This is a genomic window from Paenibacillus sp. FSL W8-0919 (genome assembly GCF_038003785.1).
GTDB lineage: Bacteria > Bacillota > Bacilli > Paenibacillales > Paenibacillaceae > Paenibacillus_AQ > Paenibacillus_AQ lactis.
In genome coordinates this window covers 3,611,876-3,630,154 of the sequence record NZ_JBBOPV010000001.1, presented here as the reverse complement: position 1 = coordinate 3,630,154, position 18,279 = coordinate 3,611,876, and the positions used below count along the sequence as shown (strand labels likewise).

Annotated in this window: 16 protein-coding genes; all 16 read right to left on the bottom strand. The window is 53.0% G+C overall.

The window, feature by feature from the left end:
- Positions 1-95: 95 nt before the first annotated feature.
- Positions 96-4,412, bottom strand: a complete 4,317-nt coding sequence (locus tag NST44_RS16555) for a PolC-type DNA polymerase III (protein WP_213616420.1) — start codon at positions 4,410-4,412, stop codon at positions 96-98.
- Between the two features lie 210 nt (positions 4,413-4,622).
- Complete coding sequence (gene proS / locus NST44_RS16550; RefSeq protein ID WP_213616418.1) at positions 4,623-6,080, bottom strand: proline--tRNA ligase; 1,458 nt, start codon at positions 6,078-6,080, stop codon at positions 4,623-4,625.
- 259 nt (positions 6,081-6,339) lie between these two features.
- Positions 6,340-7,614, bottom strand: coding sequence for an RIP metalloprotease RseP (gene rseP, locus NST44_RS16545; protein ID WP_007128717.1), 1,275 nt, complete (start codon positions 7,612-7,614; stop codon positions 6,340-6,342).
- Between the two features lie 130 nt (positions 7,615-7,744).
- On the bottom strand, positions 7,745-8,884 hold the full coding sequence (locus NST44_RS16540; protein WP_210095132.1) for a 1-deoxy-D-xylulose-5-phosphate reductoisomerase: 1,140 nt from the start codon (positions 8,882-8,884) through the stop codon (positions 7,745-7,747).
- 20 nt (positions 8,885-8,904) lie between these two features.
- Positions 8,905-9,705, bottom strand: a complete 801-nt coding sequence (locus tag NST44_RS16535) for a phosphatidate cytidylyltransferase (protein WP_007128719.1) — start codon at positions 9,703-9,705, stop codon at positions 8,905-8,907.
- Positions 9,706-9,725: 20 nt separating this feature from the next.
- Positions 9,726-10,493 carry an isoprenyl transferase gene (locus NST44_RS16530; RefSeq protein WP_007128720.1) on the bottom strand — a complete coding sequence of 256 codons (768 nt, stop codon included), beginning with the start codon at positions 10,491-10,493 and terminating at the stop codon, positions 9,726-9,728.
- 71 nt (positions 10,494-10,564) lie between these two features.
- Complete coding sequence (frr, locus tag NST44_RS16525) at positions 10,565-11,119, bottom strand: ribosome recycling factor (RefSeq protein ID WP_007128721.1); 555 nt, start codon at positions 11,117-11,119, stop codon at positions 10,565-10,567.
- Positions 11,119-11,847 carry a UMP kinase gene (pyrH, locus tag NST44_RS16520; RefSeq protein WP_028405670.1) on the bottom strand — a complete coding sequence of 243 codons (729 nt, stop codon included), beginning with the start codon at positions 11,845-11,847 and terminating at the stop codon, positions 11,119-11,121. The genes frr and pyrH overlap by 1 nt, the downstream gene beginning before the upstream one ends.
- A 281-nt stretch (positions 11,848-12,128) precedes the next feature.
- A complete protein-coding gene (gene tsf / locus NST44_RS16515; protein ID WP_007128723.1) occupies positions 12,129-12,779 on the bottom strand; it encodes a translation elongation factor Ts in 651 nt (216 codons plus the stop codon).
- 236 nt (positions 12,780-13,015) lie between these two features.
- A complete protein-coding gene (rpsB, locus tag NST44_RS16510) occupies positions 13,016-13,714 on the bottom strand; it encodes a 30S ribosomal protein S2 (protein ID WP_007128724.1) in 699 nt (232 codons plus the stop codon).
- Between the two features lie 245 nt (positions 13,715-13,959).
- Positions 13,960-14,604: a hypothetical protein gene (locus NST44_RS16505; protein ID WP_007128725.1), complete on the bottom strand. Its 645-nt coding sequence runs from the start codon at positions 14,602-14,604 to the stop codon at positions 13,960-13,962.
- The gene (locus NST44_RS16500; protein ID WP_007128726.1) at positions 14,601-15,137 is read right to left on the bottom strand and encodes a DUF6115 domain-containing protein; all 537 of its coding nucleotides are present in this window, start codon (positions 15,135-15,137) and stop codon (positions 14,601-14,603) included. The genes NST44_RS16505 and NST44_RS16500 overlap by 4 nt, the downstream gene beginning before the upstream one ends.
- Positions 15,138-15,204: 67 nt before the next feature.
- Entirely contained in the window at positions 15,205-15,519 is a 315-nt protein-coding gene (locus NST44_RS16495) for a hypothetical protein (protein ID WP_007128727.1), read from the bottom strand.
- Between the two features lie 95 nt (positions 15,520-15,614).
- Positions 15,615-17,024, bottom strand: coding sequence for a DUF342 domain-containing protein (locus NST44_RS16490; protein ID WP_007128728.1), 1,410 nt, complete (start codon positions 17,022-17,024; stop codon positions 15,615-15,617).
- 31 nt (positions 17,025-17,055) lie between these two features.
- Positions 17,056-17,844 carry a FliA/WhiG family RNA polymerase sigma factor gene (locus NST44_RS16485; protein WP_007128729.1) on the bottom strand — a complete coding sequence of 263 codons (789 nt, stop codon included), beginning with the start codon at positions 17,842-17,844 and terminating at the stop codon, positions 17,056-17,058.
- Positions 17,845-17,859: 15 nt separating this feature from the next.
- Positions 17,860-18,279 carry a hypothetical protein gene (locus NST44_RS16480; RefSeq protein ID WP_007128730.1) on the bottom strand — a complete coding sequence of 140 codons (420 nt, stop codon included), beginning with the start codon at positions 18,277-18,279 and terminating at the stop codon, positions 17,860-17,862.

Below are 18,279 nucleotides of genomic sequence, written 5' to 3'. Positions count from 1 at the left end.
ATAACATAGTCTGGTAATAGTGACAAGTATGACTCCTTGACTGTCAAGGAAGCCTCCTGAGCAGCAACGGGCCCGCCCTGAGAGATATGAAGAAATCAGAATAATGAGAGCTGATTGCTCTCCGGCAAACCGCGGAAGCAGCCCATCTGGGTCAGAAGTTCCACCGCCGTCTTACTCGCCTTGGACTTCTGCTGGAAATCTTCTATCGATAAAAACTCGCCGAATTCGCGCGCGGCCGCAATGTTGCGGGCGGCGTTTTCGCCGATACCGGCCAAGGCCGAGAACGGCGGGATGAGCGAATTTCCGTCAACCGTAAATTTCGTTGCATCCGAACGATAAAGATCGATGCTCTTGAAGGTAAAGCCTCTGGCCGTCATTTCCAGCGCCATTTCCAGGATCGGCAGCATGCCTTTCTCCTTCGCGCTGGCTCCGAAGCCGAGCTGCTCGATCTCCTCGATTCGGCGGTAAATCGCCTCATATCCTTGACAGCACAGCTCAATATCAATATCCTCGGCGCGGACCGAGAAGTACGTCGCATAGTATTCGATCGGATAATACAGCTTGAAATACGCGGTACGCACTGCCGAGATAACATATGCAGCCGCGTGGGCTTTCGGGAACATGTACTGGATTTTGAGACAGGAGTCAATGTACCACTGAGGCACCTTGCATCGCTTCATCTCGTCGATCCATTCCTGGGTAAGCCCCTTACCCTTCCGCACGCTCTCCGTAATCTTGAAGGCGAGGCTTGCATCCATCCCGGCCTTGTAGATCAGGAACAGCATGATATCGTCACGACAGCCGATAACCGTCTTGATGTTGCATGTGCCGTTCTTGATAAGCTCCTGCGCATTGCCGAGCCATACGCCGGTACCGTGTGAGAGGCCGGAAATTTGCAGCAGGTCGGCAAAGCTGGACGGCTGGGATTCCACAAGCATCTGCCGTACGAACTTGGTTCCCATTTCCGGAACGCCGTAGGTCGCCACCGGAGAACGGATTTGCTCCGGGGTTACCCCGAGCGCTTCCGTGGAGTTGAACATGCTCATTACCTTCGGATCATTCATCGGAATCGTCGTCGGATCGACGCCGGTCAGATCCTGCAGCATCCTCATCATCGTCGGATCATCGTGTCCCAGAATATCAAGCTTCAGCAGGTTCGCATCAAAGGCGTGGTAATCGAAATGCGTGGTCTTCCATTCGGCGTTGACATCGTCGGCCGGATACTGAACCGGGGTGATATCCTCCACCTCGATATAGTCCGGGACAACGACGATACCGCCGGGATGCTGACCGGTGCTTCGTTTCACGCCGGTACAGCCAGCGGCTAGCCGGTTCAGCTCCGCACCACGCCAACGCTTGTTATGATGCTCCTCATATTTCTTCGCAAAGCCAAACGCCGTCTTCTCGGCGACGGTACCGATCGTCCCCGCCCGAAACACGCTCTTCTCGCCGAACATTTCCTTCGTAAAGTTATGGGCATGCGGCTGATATTCCCCCGAGAAGTTCAAGTCGATATCGGGAACCTTGTCCCCTTTGAAGCCGAGGAACGTCTCAAACGGAATATCCTGTCCTTCGCCTTTCATCATGTTGCCGCAGTTCGGGCAAGCCTTGTCCGGCAAGTCGAAGCCGCTCGGCACGCTGCCGTCGAGGAACCACTCGCTGTGCTTGCACTCTTTGTTCAGGCAGATGTAATGCGCCGGCAGCGGGTTAACCTCGGAAATGCCGAGGAAGGTGGCAACGACCGAAGAGCCGACGGATCCCCGTGAGCCGACCAAGTATCCGTCGCGGTTCGATTTTTTTACCAGGCGCTCGGAGATCAGATAGTTCGCGGAGAAGCCGTATTTGATAATCGGCTCAAGCTCCTTCTCCAGCCGGGCTACGACAACCTCCGGCAGATCGTCCCCGTAAATCGACCGTGCTGTCTCATAGCAGGTGTTGCGGATCTCTTCGTCCGCTCCTTCCAGGATCGGAGTGAACAGCTTATCCGGGAACAGCTCCAGCTCTTCGAACCGGTCTGCCAGCTCCGACGTATTGGTTACGACGACTTCATAAGCCTTATCCTCGCCCAAGAACTCGAATTCCTCCAGCATCTCCTCCGTTGTCCGGAAATGCGCATCAGGCTTGCGCATATCCTTCAGCGGACTGAATCCGGTAATACCATGGATCGTAATGTCCCTGAACAGCTTGTCCCGCGGTTCCAGATAGTGCACGTTACCTGTGGCGATCACCGGCTTGTTCAGCTTCTCGCCGATCCGCACCACTTTGGATATGGCCGTCTTGATTTCTTCGGGACTGCCGACCAGGCCTTTATCCACCAAATGCATATACATCGTCAGCGGCTGGATCTCCAGCACATCATAGAAGGCCGCAATTTCTTCCGCTTCTTCCTCGGTCTTGTTGAGCACCGTCTCGAAAAACTCGCCCTTTTCGCAACCGGACAATACAAGCAAGCCTTCGCGCATCTCCTGAAGCTTGGATTTCGGTATGCAAGGCACGCGCTTAAAATACTCCGTATGCGACATCGACACCAGCTTGTACAGATTCTTCTTGCCCGTCATGTTCAAGGCATAAATGCCGCAGTGGAACGGACGCGCATTGGACAGGTCCATGCCGACGTAGTCGTTCAGCCGGTCCAGCATCTTGATCCCCTTCATTTTGTCCGCGTCCGCAAGCAGTCCGTTCAGGATGCCCGCGAGTGCAACGGTATCATCGATCGCACGGTGATGGCTTTCGAGCGCAACCTTGTATTTATCGGCAAGCGTGTTGAGCCGGTGGTTTTTCATCCCCGGATGCAAAAGCCGCGCAAGCTCCAGGGTATCCAGATACGGGTTGTCCAGTGTGTCCATGCCGGCATTTTGCAGCGATGCCTGAATGAAGCCCACGTCGAACCTTGCATTGTGCGCGACAAGCACCGCGTCCCCAACGAATTCGACGAACTCCTTCAGAACCGGTTCAAGCTCCGGCGCGTCCCTTACCATATCATCGTTGATGTTTGTCAATTGCTGAATATGGTACGGTATCCGCTCATGCGGATTGACGAATGTCGCGTACCGGTCGATTTCCTTGCCCTCATGCATTTTGACGGCGGCCAGCTCGATAATTTTGTTCGCGGTTATCGACAGACCCGTTGTCTCGATATCGAAGACGACGTAGGTTGCGCTGCTCAGCTCGATCGGCTTCGCCTGCTCCACGATATTCACCGCATCGTTAACGACGTTCGCCTCGAGTCCGTAAATCATCTTGATCCCGTTCTTCTTCGCATGCTTCGCCGCGTCGGGATAGCACTGTACACCGCCATGATCGCTGACGGCAATCGCCTTATGTCCCCAGCTCGCCGCCGTTTTGATATAGCGGTCGATCGGCGTAACGGCATCCATCGTGCTCATGGTCGTGTGGAGATGGAATTCGACCCGCTTTTCAGGCGCATTATCCTTTCGCGATGGCGGAGCTTTCACCTCGGACAAATCCGTAGGAATCATGACCAGCTCCGGCACCTGCATGAACCGGTCATATTCCACCCGGCCTCTCGCCTTAACCCATTTGCCGTCGGCAAGCAGGCTCAACACTTTCAGATCATCCTTCGTCTTGGCAAACATCTTCATCTGCAAGGAATCGCTGAAATCGGTCAAATTGAAGGTGAACAGCGTGCTGCCGTTTCGCAGTTCCTTTCGGTCCAAGCCAAAGATTGTACCTTGGATCGTAATCTTCTTCTCCTCGTCCTGGATATCCTGGATAGATACCGGCTGGTCCTTTATGTCGTAGCCGACCTGCAGCCGGTCCGGAGCCTCATCCTCGTCACCGGCATCCATCTCGGCTTCCAGGCTGCTCATGAGCTGCTCGATAACCTCCCGCTCTTCCTGCCGCTTGCGCTGCTCAAATTCCTCATAGGCAGCCTGCCCATTATCGCCGACCTGCATTTTAACGCGGAGCTGCAGATCGAAGTAATGGCTGAAGAAGCGGGTGATGGCCGTATCGATTTGCTTCTTCCGGGCAAGCTCGAGCGACATGCCGTCCGACATCGTCAGCAGCAGCTGCCCGTCCTCCACCTCGTGCCGGGCCCGGGTCATCCAGCCGTTAACGGATGGAATCTCACGGTGTACCCACTCCAGGAACAAATTCCAGTACTCCTGCACAATGTCGGCAGCCTGCACATTGCCCTGATACCGGAATACAAATACGATGCGGGCAATATGATTCATCTTCTCCTGTATTCTCAGGCAGAAGGTCCGATACACCTCGGCGGGAACGAGCGACTCCTTCAGGATCGTAATCTTCCACTCCTTGCTCGCCCGGCTCGTCTCCACCTGCTCGATGATACCGTCCAAGAAATAGGGTTCCACCAGATTGGCCGGAACTTCGCCCTGCTTCATCAGCAGTTCAAGCCGTTTCCTTTTATCTTCTGCTGTGCCCATGGTTCCCTCCCCCTAAGTTTTCACGCGAAATGCTTATAAAAACAGTAGAAGCTTCCGCCGGCAGCATCCACACGTCCTGCCTCGAAACAGAGCGATGGGTCTACTGCCATCCGGAAGCTTGCTCCAGACGCACATATTCCGGGTACAGGAGAACGAAGAAGCAATCTGCAGCCCTCCTCCCTCTACCCGGAATATCAAATTATCGGTATATTAATACGCTCTGGCAAACAGTACGGTATGCTTCGCATCATCACCGCAAACGAGACATTTCGTCTTCGTCTCGCCCGGCTCAAAAGGTATGTTCCGGCTGGTCGCCCCGGTCTCCTGCTTTACGGTATCCTCGCAAGCCCCGGAGCCGCACCAACCCGCCAGGGTAAATCCGCGCTTCTCTTCCATGCTCGCCTTCATCTCGTCCAGTGTATCCACCGAATAGAAATGATCCTCGCGGAACTGCTTCGCGCGGTTATACATTTCTTGATGCACCTGCTCCAGCATGCTCTGAACCTCTTGGACCAGATTGGCCTGCTCGACGACTTTCTTCTCGCCGGTGATTCGGGATACTAGCACGCAAACCCCGTTTTCCATATCACGGGGTCCGATCTCCAGACGCACCGGAACGCCGCGCATTTCATACTCATTAAACTTCCAGCCCGGGCGCACATCCGGATTATCGTCCACGCGAACCCGGATACCGGCCGCTTTCAATTCACGGTAGAGCTCGTCCGTACGGCCAACCACGGCATCACGAGTCTTCGGAGGACCGATCGGAATCATAATGACCTGAGTCGGCGCAACCTTCGGCGGGAGCACCAATCCTCGGTCATCCCCGTGAACCATGATCAAGGAGCCGATCAGACGCGTGCTGACGCCCCAAGATGTGGTGTGGGCATACTCCAGCGTATTTTCGCGGTTCAAATACTGAATCTCGAAGGCCTCCGCAAAATTGGTGCCCATATAATGGGACGTCCCTGCCTGGACAGCTCGTCCGTCCTTCATCATAGCTTCGATGGAGAACGTGTCGACGGCTCCGGCGAACTTCTCCGATGGCGTCTTCTGTCCTTTAATCACCGGAATAGCCAAATAGTTCTCAACAAAATCCTGGTAGATGTCCAGCATTTGCATCGTTTCTTCCCGAGCCTCGGCTTCGGTTTCATGAGCCGTGTGGCCCTCCTGCCACAGGAATTCGCTTGTACGGAGGAACGGCAGCGTTCGCTTCTCCCAACGTACCACGTTCGCCCACTGGTTGATCTTCACCGGGAGATCGCGATAGGATTGAATCCATTTGGAGTACATATGCCCGAACATCGTTTCGGACGTCGGTCGAATCGCCAGACGTTCCTCCAGCTTTTCTCCTGCCGCCTCGGTTACCCATGGCAGCTCCGGATTGAAGCCTTCTACATGCTCTTTCTCTTTCTGGAAGAAGCTTTCCGGAATGAACAGCGGGAAGTACGCATTGCGGTGCCCCGTTTCCTTGAAACGGCGATCCAGCTCCTCCTGGATATGCTCCCAAATTTCATAGCCGTCCGGCTTGAACACGATGCAGCCCCGGACCGGCGAATAATCCATCAGGTCCGCTTTTTTGATGACATCGATATACCAGCGGGAGAAGTCCTCTCCTTGCGGCATGATCTCCGTCACGAATTGTTTATCCTTCGATTCCTTCGACATAAAAATCCTGTTCCTCCCATTATTAAAACGCTTCTTCGGGCGATTGTGCTGTAAGCCTGCTTCCGAATGCGGCGCTATTGGCGATATGTGTAAGCAGGCCCTGCGAATGACGGTTCGTATCACTCGTGCATTCGGGAAGAGGCCTGCCGGTAACGGAAAACCCCAGGAGGCTAAAGATCCGAGAGCTTCAGCGTAAAGCCGCTCCTATGCAAAGAGAGCTTACGGCTGATCGCTGCACGGGTACACCCCGCTGGATGTTTTATCCGTTGATTAAGCGAAGTATGTCATTGTACGTCACGGCAATCATCAGCAGAAACAGCATCGCAAAGCCGATAAAATGCACCATGCCTTCCCGGTTCGGATCAATCGGCTTCCCGCGCAATGCCTCTATGCCGAGGAACACGAGCCGGCTGCCGTCAAGCGCCGGAATCGGCAGCAGATTGAAGATGCCGAGATACAAGCTCAATATGGCCGCCCAATAGGTCAGCTGTTCAATTCCTTGCTTCGCGATCTGTCCGGTCACTTCGAATGTGCGGACCGGGCCTCCAAGATCATCCATCGAGAATTGCTGGATCAATTGCCTGAACCCTTGGAAAATAATGCTTGTCGTGTCTACCATCGCGGTACCCGCGCCCGTAATCGTCTCACCGATGCCTGCCGATCTGGTCGGAAGCTCAGGAACGATCCCGACCTTGCCGCCTTCCTGGCCTTCCATCGTGCGCGGCGTCAGTGTCAGCTCGAAGGATTCGTCGCCGCGGCGGACGGTCCAATCCATCGGCTTGTCCTTGGATGCCGCGATCAATTCGATCATCTTCTGATAATCCGAGCCGATGGCAACACCGTTAATGCTCTCGATGATGTCACCCTTCTTCAGGTTCGCCTCATCGGCCGGCATGCCTTTTGTAATCTCTCCGATCTGCACATAAGTCGGATTTTCGACCGGAATGCCCGCCATCTGAATATGCAGCGCGAACAGAACAAAAGCCAGAATAAAGTTCATCACCGGCCCGGCAAAGATGGCCAAGGCTCTCTGTCCGACCGTCTTGCTGCCGAACTGGCGGTCTCTTGGCGCGATCTGGGTCTCAATGCCTTTGGCCACGGTCATCGCCTGCGGGTGAATCTGGTACTGCTGGTGCTCGCCGTCCACATCCAGCCGCACCGACAGCCGATCCACCATATCCATGAATTCGACCTCTCCGCGGATCACGTTCTTCCGGTTGTCGAGCTGGTCTAAATAAATCTTCTTTACCTGATTGTCCGAATTCAATCGGACCGCAATCGTCTGACCTGGATGAATTTCAACCAGTTCAGGGTCTTCGCCCGCCATGCGCGCATATCCGCCGAAAGGCAGCAGGCGAAGCGTAAACTGCGTTTCGTTGCGTTTATAAGAGAACAGCTTCGGTCCAAAGCCGATCGCAAATTCCCGCACCAAGATCCCCGCACGCCGGGCAAAGTAATAGTGCCCCCATTCATGCACTGTGACAATGACAAAAAACATGAGCACCGTTAAAAAAACGATCCGCAGCATTTCCAAATCCGTACATCCCCCTTTTCCTCTGAGAACGCAGTATGTCCCTATAGATTATCATTATTCTCCTGTCGTCCACAAGAGAATCACAAGCTGTCAGCTTTTTTCAAGGGAGATTATGATGTGACATCTGATCCTATAGTCTGGAAGCAAGCTCGCGCGCGGATTGATCGCTCGCTTCGATCGTTTCGAGCGTCGGCTCCGAATGGATCTCGTGCTGCTCAAGCACTTGCTCGATGATCTCTTCGATCCGAAGGAAGGAGATTTCCTTGCGCAGGAACCGGGCAACCGCCACCTCGTTGGCAGCATTGAATACGGTTGGCGCCGTCCCTCCCATTTTACCACATTCATAGGCAAGCCTTAAACACGGAAAGCGTTCAAAATCCATTTCTCGAAAATTCAGCCTGCCCGCTTCCGCCAACGAAAGCCTTGGTGCCGGAGAATTCCAGCGTTCCGGATACGTCAGGGCATACTGGATTGGCACTCTCATGTCCGGGTTGCCTAACTGCGCGATAATGCTGGAATCCCGAAACTCGACGAAGGAATGAATAATGCTCTCCGGATGAAGCAATACGGAAATCTGCTCGTAGGGAAGTCCATACAGCCAATGGGCTTCGATCACCTCAAGCCCCTTGTTGACCATCGTTGCCGAATCAATCGTGATCTTGGCCCCCATGGACCAATTCGGATGCTTCAATGCGTCCTCAACCGTTACGTTCACCAGCTGCTCCCGCGTGTAGTCGCGAAAGGATCCGCCGGACGCCGTTAACGTGATCCGCTCGATATCCTCGTACCGTTCCCCGTTCAAGCACTGGAATATGGCCGAATGCTCGCTGTCGATGGGAAGAAGCTTGACCCCTTTCGCCGCTGCCGCCGCAGTCACCAGATGCCCTGCCGTTACCAGTGTCTCCTTATTCGCAAGTCCGATGTTCTTCCCCGCTTCGATGGCCGCCAGGGTGGATGGGAGTCCCATGCTTCCCACGACCGCCGTGACCACCAGCTCGGCATCCGTTCCGGCGGCGATCTCGATCAAGCCTTCCCGCCCATAGAACACTTCCGTTCCGGCAGGCAGGGAATGCTTCACCAGGTCCGCGAGCTCCTTGGTTGCGACCGAAACTTTACGCGGCCCAAATTCCTTCGCCTGCTGAAGCAGCAGCTCCACGTTGCTCCCAGCAGCCAAACCTTCGATCTGAAACTGGTCCCGATGCATCCTGGCGACATCCAAAGTCTGTGTACCGATCGAGCCGGTAGACCCGAGAACGCTGATTTTCTTCATAAATACATCTTTCCTTTCCATCAGTAAGGCAGAAGGCCAAGCATATGTACGAACGGGAATACGACGATCCAGCTGTCGCAGCGATCCAGTATTCCGCCGTGCCCGGGCAGCAGGCTGCCTGAATCCTTAATGCCGTACACCCTCTTGTAGGCGGACTGCACCAGATCTCCCAGCTGACCGATGACGGCACAAGACAGACCGATCAGAACGGCTTGTCCGGCCGATAATAATCCATTCGAGAAAAAGGAAAAGATCAGGGATGTGAACACAGCGATGACGACACCGCCAAGTGCACCCTCGATCGTTTTGTTCGGACTGATGGAAGGCCACAGCTTATGCCGCCCTGCCGCCTTCCCGACAAAATAGGCCCCGGCATCGCTCGCCCAGATGGAGCCCAGCAGAAGGAACGTCCAAAAGATGCCGTGACCGTCCTCCGCATGCCGCGACTCGGCGATGAAGGAGAAGCCGATGCCGACATAGACTGCACCCAGGAACAGCAAAGCGACCCGTTGAATATCAATGGCATTCTTCGTGGTCACCGTTGCCAGCAGGAACAGCAGAAGCAGGAGCCATATCGCGTGTTCCCAAGGGAGCTGAACATCGATATTCAGCAAATTCCACGGGAACACCAGCAGCAGCACTCCTGCATAACCGATCCACGCCGTTCCACCGAACGGCGCCGTTTTCGTCATTTTCACAAACTCATAGTATCCGATGAGTGCCATGGCCAGGATAAGAAGATGGTACGACAGTCCACCGATGAAACATAATCCCAAAAAGACCGTGCCCGCTATAATTCCGGTAATCAATCGCTGCTTCAATATGACCCATCCTCCATCGGCTACGACAGTCCACCGTAGCGCCGTGTTCTATGTTGATAATCGGCAACTGCCGCGACCAAATGTTCTTTGGTAAACTCCGGCCAATAAATGTCGGTAAACCATAATTCGCTATAAGCAAGCTGCCAAAGCATGAAATTGCTCAAACGCAATTCCCCGCTCGTCCGGATAAGCAGATCCGGATCCGGCAAATCGCCTGTGAGGAGCCGCTGACCGATCAGTTCCTCGGTTATATCTTCAGGACGAAGAATTCCGTCACGCACTTCCTGCCCGAGCGCTTTAAAACTCTCGGTGATCTCTTTCCGGCTGCCGTAATTAAGCGCAAAATTCAGCACAAGCCCCGTGTTGTCCGCCGTTCTGGCAACGGCCTCTTCCATCGCGGACACCGTATGGGACGGCAGGTCCTCCGGATGCCCCATCATTCTGACCTGGACATTCTTCTCAATGAGCTCTTCCAGCTCAATGGCCAGGAACTCCTGGGGAAGCTTCATAAGAAAATCCACTTCCTCCTTCGGCCGAGTCCAGTTTTCCGTCGAAAAAGCATACATCGTCAATATTTTGATCCCTAAATCATCGGCGGCGATGGCCGCTCTTTTGACAGCCTTCATGCCGTTCTGGTGACCGACGATTCGCGGCATGCCGCGCCGTTTAGCCCAGCGTCCGTTACCGTCCATAATAATTGCCACATGATGAGGGATGTTGTCCGGAGAGAGCTGATGCGTCTGCTGACTGTCCTCCTGATTCAACCACGATCGAACCCGTTTGATCATTCCATTTCCTCCAGGCTTCTTTCTGCAAAAAAGAGACAAACCCCACCATAACCGGAGGGGCCGCAAGTCTCTTACACTTCCATAATCTCTTTTTCTTTGGCAACGAGGACTTTGTCGACTTCCGCGATAAATTTATCCGTCGTTTTCTGGATATCTTCCTGATGTCTCCGGGACTCGTCCTCGGAAATATCCGTTTTCTCCATCTTTTTGATGTCATCGTTGGCATCACGGCGAATGTTGCGGATGGCCACTTTCGCTTCCTCGCCGAATTTCTTGGTCATTTTGACCAATTCGCTTCTGCGCTCTTCCGTGAGTGCAGGAATCACCAGGCGGATTTGCATGCCGTCGTTCGCCGGCGTCAATCCGAGATCCGATTTCATGATCGCCTTTTCGATATCTGCCAAAGACGACTTATCCCAAGGCTGAATCATCAGTGTCCGGGAATCCGGCGTGCTGATGTTTGCCAGTTGGTTGATCGGCGTAGGCGCTCCGTAGTACTCAACCGTAATCCGGTCGAGAAGGGCTGGCGCTGCCCGTCCTGCGCGCAGCGTAGCCAGATCGCGTCTCAAAGCCAAAATCGCTTTTTCCATGCGTTCTTCTGCGTTCTTTTTCACTGATTGCGGCATTAATCTACACTCCCTTTGACAATCGTTCCGATTTTCTCACCCAGAACGACACGCTTGATATTGCCTTGCTCCGTTATGGCGAATACGATGAGCGGAATGTTGTTGTCCATACATAACGATGAAGCTGTAGAGTCCATTACCCCAAGGTTTTTGTTCAATACATCAAGATACGTAAGCTGCTCGTATTTCTCAGCAGTTTCATCCTTAAATGGATCAGCGGAATACACTCCGTCCACTTTGTTCTTAGCCATCAAAATCACTTCTGCTTCGATTTCCGCTGCGCGAAGCGCTGCAGTCGTATCGGTGGAGAAGTATGGGTTACCCGTTCCCGCCGCGAAAATAACGACACGGCCTTTTTCCAGATGTCTTATCGCTCTGCGACGAATATACGGTTCTGCAATTTGCTGCATGGAGATGGATGTTTGCACACGGGTCGGCACTCCGATTTGCTCCAATGCATCCTGAAGCGCCAGGGAATTCATCACGGTTGCGAGCATCCCCATATAATCCGCAGTCGCTCGGTCGATCCCGTTCGCGCTGCCGGCAATGCCGCGCCAGATGTTTCCGCCGCCGCAGACGATGGCCACTTCCACACCAAGCTCTACGACATCGCGAACCTGCTCTGCGATTGAACCGATCGTATCCGCATCAATTCCATATCCGTTCTGACCTGCAAGGGATTCCCCGCTAACTTTCAATATGACTCGTTTATATACAGGCTGTTCCAAATGATAACCCTCCACTTTAAGACGGCGCCTCGTTGTACAGACGCCCGTTTGAAAAACGACAGACAGACACACCGGCACTGCTTGACGGTTAAAAAAATCGGGTAAACACATCCGTCTCAAGTAGAAACATCCTGGTCGTCTAATCAGACTATAGTCGGTTCTCTCTAACGAGATAAGGGTAGTCTCTACTCCGGGCTGCATCGCATTCTTATCTCTCTTTAAAAAAGAAGGAACACGGGTGTGTTCCACTCTTTCCTCTTACTTATATTAGCTCATTCGAATTAATTATTCACCTGAGCCATAACTTCTTCTGCGAAGTTTTCTTGTTTCTTCTCAAGGCCTTCGCCCAGCTCGAAGCGAGCAAAACGACGGATCGAGATGTTCTCGCCGATCGTGCTGATTTTCTCGTTCAGCAGCGTATTGATGGTTTTGTCCGGATCCTTAATGAATGCCTGCTCCATCAAGCAGTTCTCTTCATAGTATTTGTTGATGCGGCCTTCAACCATTTTTTCAACGATTTTCTCAGGCTTGCCTTCGTTCAGCGCTTGGTTCTTGAGAATTTCCTTCTCTTTCTCAAGCTCCTCAGCAGGAACTTCCTCGCGTCGAACATATTTAGGGTTTGCTGCAGCGATGTGCATTGCGATATCGCGGGCAAACTCTTTGAATTGATCGGTCTTGCCGACGAAGTCGGTTTCGCAGTTGATTTCAACGAGAACGCCGATGCGTCCGCCGCCGTGGATGTAGGATTCTACAACACCTTCAGTTGCGATACGACCTGCTTTATTCGCAGCTGCCGCCAAACCTTTTTCGCGAAGAACCGCGATCGCTTTATCGATATCACCGTTTGTTTCGTCCAGCGCTTTTTTGCAATCCAGCATGCCTGCGCCTGTTCTTTCGCGAAGTTCTTTTACCGCACTAGCTGTTACTGCCATTTCAATTCCCTCCAAATTGGTATTGATGAAGCGGTAGCCTCGGTCAAGGTTTTATTCGCCGGAAACGGCGAGGTCCAACCCAAAGGCCGCTTCGCCTTCTAAGTATTCATCATTTGCAAAATCATCTTTAGATATCAGACTCTTATGTACTGACATCTTAAAAAAAGGGCGGTGAGAGGTTATCCACCTACCAACCACCCTTTTCATTTAATTCATGGTTATACGTTTAATCCCGATTAAGCGGTTGTTTCTTCACCTTGGTGAGCTTCAACAACAGCGTCGGCCATTTTGCCTGTCAGCAATTTAACCGCACGGATCGCGTCATCGTTACCTGGGATTACGTAGTCGATTTCATCCGGATCACAGTTCGTATCCACGATGCCTACGATTGGGATACCCAATTTGCGGGCTTCCGCAACAGCGATGCGCTCTTTGCGAGGGTCGATTACGAACAATGCGCTTGGAAGACCCTTCATGTTCTTGATGCCGCCCAGGAATTTCTCAAGACGATCTTTCTCTTTGCGGAGAAGGATAACTTCTTTCTTAGGCAGCACTTGGAACGTGCCGTCTTCTTCCCAAGATTCGAGCTGCTTCAAGCGGTTGATACGCTTCTGGATCGTTTCGAAGTTTGTCAGCGTTCCGCCGAGCCAGCGTTGGTTGATGTAGTACATACCGCAACGCTCTGCTTCTTCCTTAACGGAATCTTGAGCTTGCTTCTTCGTGCCGACGAACAGGATGGTTCCGTTCTCAGCAGCAATGCTTTTCACAAAGTTGAATGCTTCTTCAACTTTCTTGACCGTTTTTTGCAGGTCGATAATGTAGATACCGTTTCTTTCAGTGAAGATATATTTATCCATTTTCGGGTTCCAGCGACGAGTCTGGTGACCGAAGTGAACGCCAGCTTCCAAAAGCTGCTTCATGGAGATTACTGCCATCTTCACGCACCTCCTAAATTTGGTTTTTGTGTGTCCCTCCGCCAAGATCATTTCCCGTCAAGACTCCCGCTCTTCGCAGAAGCACCCTTTACGGAATCACTCTGGCGTGTGTTTTAACACCGTCAATTACTATAACATAACCGAAGGCAGGTTGCAATGTCTTTTGTGCATGTCCTAAACGGCCCATTTCACCCCTAAATAAGGCCCGGTTATGACTTCAAAAAAAACCGTTCGCAACCAGAAGTCTAGTTGGACGGTTTTGCCGTTATTTTCGTTATGATCGAGCCGTAATCCTCGCCCGCCGTGAACGTGTACGTTCCGCTCTGGATAAAGCGGTTAATCCTCTTCTCGGTTGCTTTGTCGATGAATCCCTGCCTGTCCTTGATCACCCCGGCTGCAAGCAGACTGTCGGCCACATCGCTGAGGTTGTTGCCGGCAGGCACGCGGACGGTTATCGGAGCATTGGCTTTAGCCGGCGCCTTGGGCTCCGAAGGTGCTGCTGCTTGCTGCATCTCCTTGGTCTTTGCGGCTTCAGGCTGATCCGGCTGTTTAGGCTGCTTCGGCGTCTTTCGCTTATCCGTCCCGGTATTGTCAGCCGGTTCCGAAGGCTTGTCTTGTTCATCAGCCTTAGGCTGCTCCCCGCCCTCAGACGTTTCCTCGCTAAGCTGCTTCTGCTTCCACTGCTCAGCGGTCAAAAGCTCCTCGGATTTGTCCAGCACTTGCATATCCATTGCTTCGGCCGCAGCCTGCAGCTCTTCCTTCGTCAGCTCCCCGGTCAATGAGGCTTTGGTCAGCTGTGCCCCTTGGCCGATCAGCATAAGCTGAAGCAGCACGGCTCCTGCCACGATGCCGAGGCCCAGTCCCATCATGAAGGTTCGGTTCCTGATCATACGGATTCCTCCTGTCTGGCCAGTTGAATAATCAGCTGAACCTCGCCGCGCTGCATACCCGAAGCCTTGGCAATCATATCGATCGATTTACCCTGATCATACCATTCGAACAGTTCGGCGTATCGCTCCTTGATTGAAGGCATATGCGGCTCCGCCTCCCTATTCGAAGCAGCGCCCGCCTGGCGATCTTCCGTCACCGATGACAGCACCTTCGCAAGCTGGTCCTCCGCAGCGCGGAGCCTGTCTTCGGATGCGGCTGCCTTCCTCTCCAATTCCACGATCCTTGCGCTCCATTGCTCCGCCTGCTCCTGCTGCTCGATCAGCTTGGCGCTCTGTTCTTCCTTCATCTTCCGGATCAGCTCTACCAGCTGCTCGTTCTCCTGCTGGATTTCGGCCATGTATCCTTCGAGCGTAGCCTCGACTTCCTTCACCAGCTGTTCCCCGGATGCGCTCTCCTCCCGGCGTTTAGGCAGCATGAACGCATACAGTACGGCCGCTGCGCCCAGCAAAACGATGTATATCCATGGATACAAAACGATTAACTCCTTTGTGTACTTAATATAAGAGGCTGTTCAAAAAGACCGACTCCTCGAACTCCCACTATAATGAGATATCCAAGTTTCTTCCTTTATAGGGATGCTCAGCCGGATGCTCGGCAGCCTCCTTCGATTCGTCGCCGTCCGCGCTCTGGCCCTGCTGTCCTTGCGACCGGCGGCTGCCATCATCGCGCACCGCGGTTTCAGACGACTCGCTGACCTCGGCGCTCCGCTTGGCTTCGGCCCGGCTGTTCTTGATCTGCTCGCCAGCAAGCAGATTTTGGTCATTTTGCGGACGCTGCTGAAGTTCATTATGCAATTTTCCAGCCTCATTCGTTCTCGGTACGGCAATTTGCATTTCGACAGATTTCAAACTCAAGTGAAGATCACCTCATTATAATAGGATCATTCCCACATGCATCTGCTCGATCAACTACATAGGCCTCATACGCAGCTCTCCTCTGCGACAAGCTCCTACAATAACGGCACCATCGTGACATCTCCCTCATGATAGTAAAAAGAAACCCGCTGCGTGGGATCCTTGATGAAGCGGGTATACCGGCCGATCACAATTTTGGCTCCGCCGTATATGGTCTTGACGACGTTAACCCTCGCTTTTCCGGTATCCTCCAGCGTCTTTTCGATTTCCAGCATCCGTTCCTTAATTGCCGTCTGTTCCGCCATATTGGACTTTCTCGTTGCATTCAGCTTGATCCGCATCGCCATCTTGTCCGGAGACAGCTGGCCGGTCGACGCCAATTGATTCAGCAAATAAAGCGCTTTATCCGTCTTGTCCACACTTTCGATCAACTGCTTCAGCTGTGCGCGAAGCTCGGCCAATTCGTTGCGCAGGTCTGGAAGCACACCGACCTCAATGACGGTCGCCGTTGACATGCTATTGCCGACAGTTCGTGCGACGACCATCTCTCCGGCTTGCAAAACGCCGCCGACGACCAAGCCTTTCGTTCCATTGCATTCGATATTCCGACCCGCGCGGATGTTGGAGTGCATAATGCTCTGGGAAACGATCACGTTCGCTCCGGCAATGACATTTCCGTCCTGGATAAAGGAGCTCTTCACATCCTGGCCGGCCTTGACGTATCCTTTGTTATAGCCGATAATGCCGCCGGAAATATCGATCGAGCCCTCTGCATCAAGCTCGGCGCCTTCCACAAAACCCGTCACCCGGATATCGCCGGCCGCCTTGATTCGAAATCCGGTCAGGACATTTCCGCGGACAACGACCGTTCCGACAAAGTCGATATTGCCGATGCTGTAATCGACGTCCCCATTAATTTCGTATACCGGAAACACGTTGATTTTTCCCTTGTCGGTCCTTGTAAGCAGACCATCGATCGCCGCATACATCGCCGTTTTCTCCGCGTTTACCACTACGTTTTTACCGATCTTGAAATGAGCTTCCTTTCCCGGCTTGCTCGGGATCTCTTCACCGGTGACCGTCGTCCCGGGCTCTCCCTTTGTCGGTGGGACTCGGGTCGCCAGCAGCTGGCCCTTCTTTACATTATTTAAACGAATGATTTCTTTATAATCGACTTTGCCGTCCTCAATCTCGAGCGGCTTTACATGGGTCTGCCCTCCGAAATCGACGGTGAATTCAATTCTTCCGTTCTGTCCGTGTACAGGCTCCGTTCCGATGGCTATCGGCGTTCTGCTGTATTGATATTCCTCCGCATGACCGGCGATGCGCTGCAGGATATCCCGCTGGATCCCGTAACGAATGCCATGACTTCGCAAGAACTGCTCCAGCGCTTCAATCGAGCAGGAGAACCCGTCCTCCCATTTCGTGAACTGAATATAGGCGATAACCTTGTCATCCGAAAACGTGACGCTCATGTACTGATCCAATGCATAATCTAGAGACAATCCAGCCAACCCCCTTCCTAAATGGCAAGCGTCAATCGTTTTGCATCAGCAAATCCCGATCTTTATCAAGCGCGCCCCGTAGTCTCATTATCGCCTTGGAGTGAAGCTGTGAAATACGCGATGGTGATAACGACATCACTTCAGCGATTTCACTAAGTGATAAGTCCTCATAATATAATAATGAAACGACGGTTCTTTCCTTTGGGGTTAATTTACTGATCCCTTTCTTCAGCGCTTCCCGCAGGTAAAATTCATGCACCTTATGATCCGGATTTTTTGCTTTCTCGTCAACCAGAACCGACATGCGTGTCTCCGACTCCTCCTCGCGAATCGGATCCTCCAGCGATGTCAGCGTCATCACCGCCACCTCCTGCAGCATGTGCCGAAATTCCTTCTCGGACACCTCCAGGTAGCTGCTCATCTCCGAATCGCTAACGCTGCGCAAATACTTTTGTTCAAGTTGCTGGTACGCAGTTTCGATCTTCTTCGCCTTCTCTCGGACGGAACGAGGCACCCAATCCCCCTGGCGAAGCGAATCAAGGATTGCGCCCCGAACCCGCCAGGAGGCATAGGTTTCGAACTGCAGACCGCGCTTGTAGTCGAATTTCTCGATGGCATCGATCAGCCCCATAACGCCGTTGCTGGCGAGATCTCCCTTCGAGACGTTCTTGGGAAGGCCGATGGCCAAGCGGCTTGAAACATAGTCAACGATGTGCAAATGATTTTCGATTAATTTCTTTTTCGCTTCCGGGTCCCCATCTTCCTTCCATGCACTCCATAAATCCGCATGATTCAGCATTGTAGCCTTACGTTCGTCCAATTGCCTTCACCCTCCTTATTTTTCCGCAAGGTGACGAACGGCCTTGGCCAGTTCCTCGGGATCTTTAGTTGAGACCAGCTTGGGCGGGTTGAGCGGAACGAATCCGCCCTTGCCTTTGCTGCCGTTTTCGGAGTGGATCATATCCATCAGCTCCTCATCTTCGTCCGGCGTAGCCAGATCAAGGACGGCCCCTCGTTCATCCTCTTGAGCCGTTCCGGTATCGGCGCTCTTCCCTGCCTTCGGGCTGTTTCCGTTTCGGCCGGCGATGATGTCCAGCAGCCCTTTCAATAAGAATGCCAGCACAAACCAGATCACGAAGGCGAGGAACGCCCGGGCCATACTGGTTGTCCATAGATTGTTGCGTATGGAAAAAATAAAAGTGAAAATAAATCCGGCAATTCCCGATAGGATATAAAAACGCAGTTTTTCCATCAT

Coding starts and splice junctions, on each gene's coding strand:
- NST44_RS16555 (WP_213616420.1), bottom strand. CDS start 4,412: ATGGGCACAGCAGAAGATAAAAGGAAACGGCTTGAACTGCTGATGAAG.
- proS (WP_213616418.1), bottom strand. CDS start 6,080: ATGTCGAAGGAATCGAAGGATAAACAATTCGTGACGGAGATCATGCCG.
- NST44_RS16540 (WP_210095132.1), bottom strand. CDS start 8,884: ATGAAGAAAATCAGCGTTCTCGGGTCTACCGGCTCGATCGGTACACAG.
- NST44_RS16530 (WP_007128720.1), bottom strand. CDS start 10,493: ATGATCAAACGGGTTCGATCGTGGTTGAATCAGGAGGACAGTCAGCAG.
- frr (WP_007128721.1), bottom strand. CDS start 11,119: ATGCCGCAATCAGTGAAAAAGAACGCAGAAGAACGCATGGAAAAAGCG.
- tsf (WP_007128723.1), bottom strand. CDS start 12,779: ATGGCAGTAACAGCTAGTGCGGTAAAAGAACTTCGCGAAAGAACAGGC.
- rpsB (WP_007128724.1), bottom strand. CDS start 13,714: ATGGCAGTAATCTCCATGAAGCAGCTTTTGGAAGCTGGCGTTCACTTC.
- NST44_RS16505 (WP_007128725.1), bottom strand. CDS start 14,604: ATGATCAGGAACCGAACCTTCATGATGGGACTGGGCCTCGGCATCGTG.
- NST44_RS16480 (WP_007128730.1), bottom strand. CDS start 18,279: ATGATGGAAAAACTGCGTTTTTATATCCTATCGGGAATTGCCGGATTT.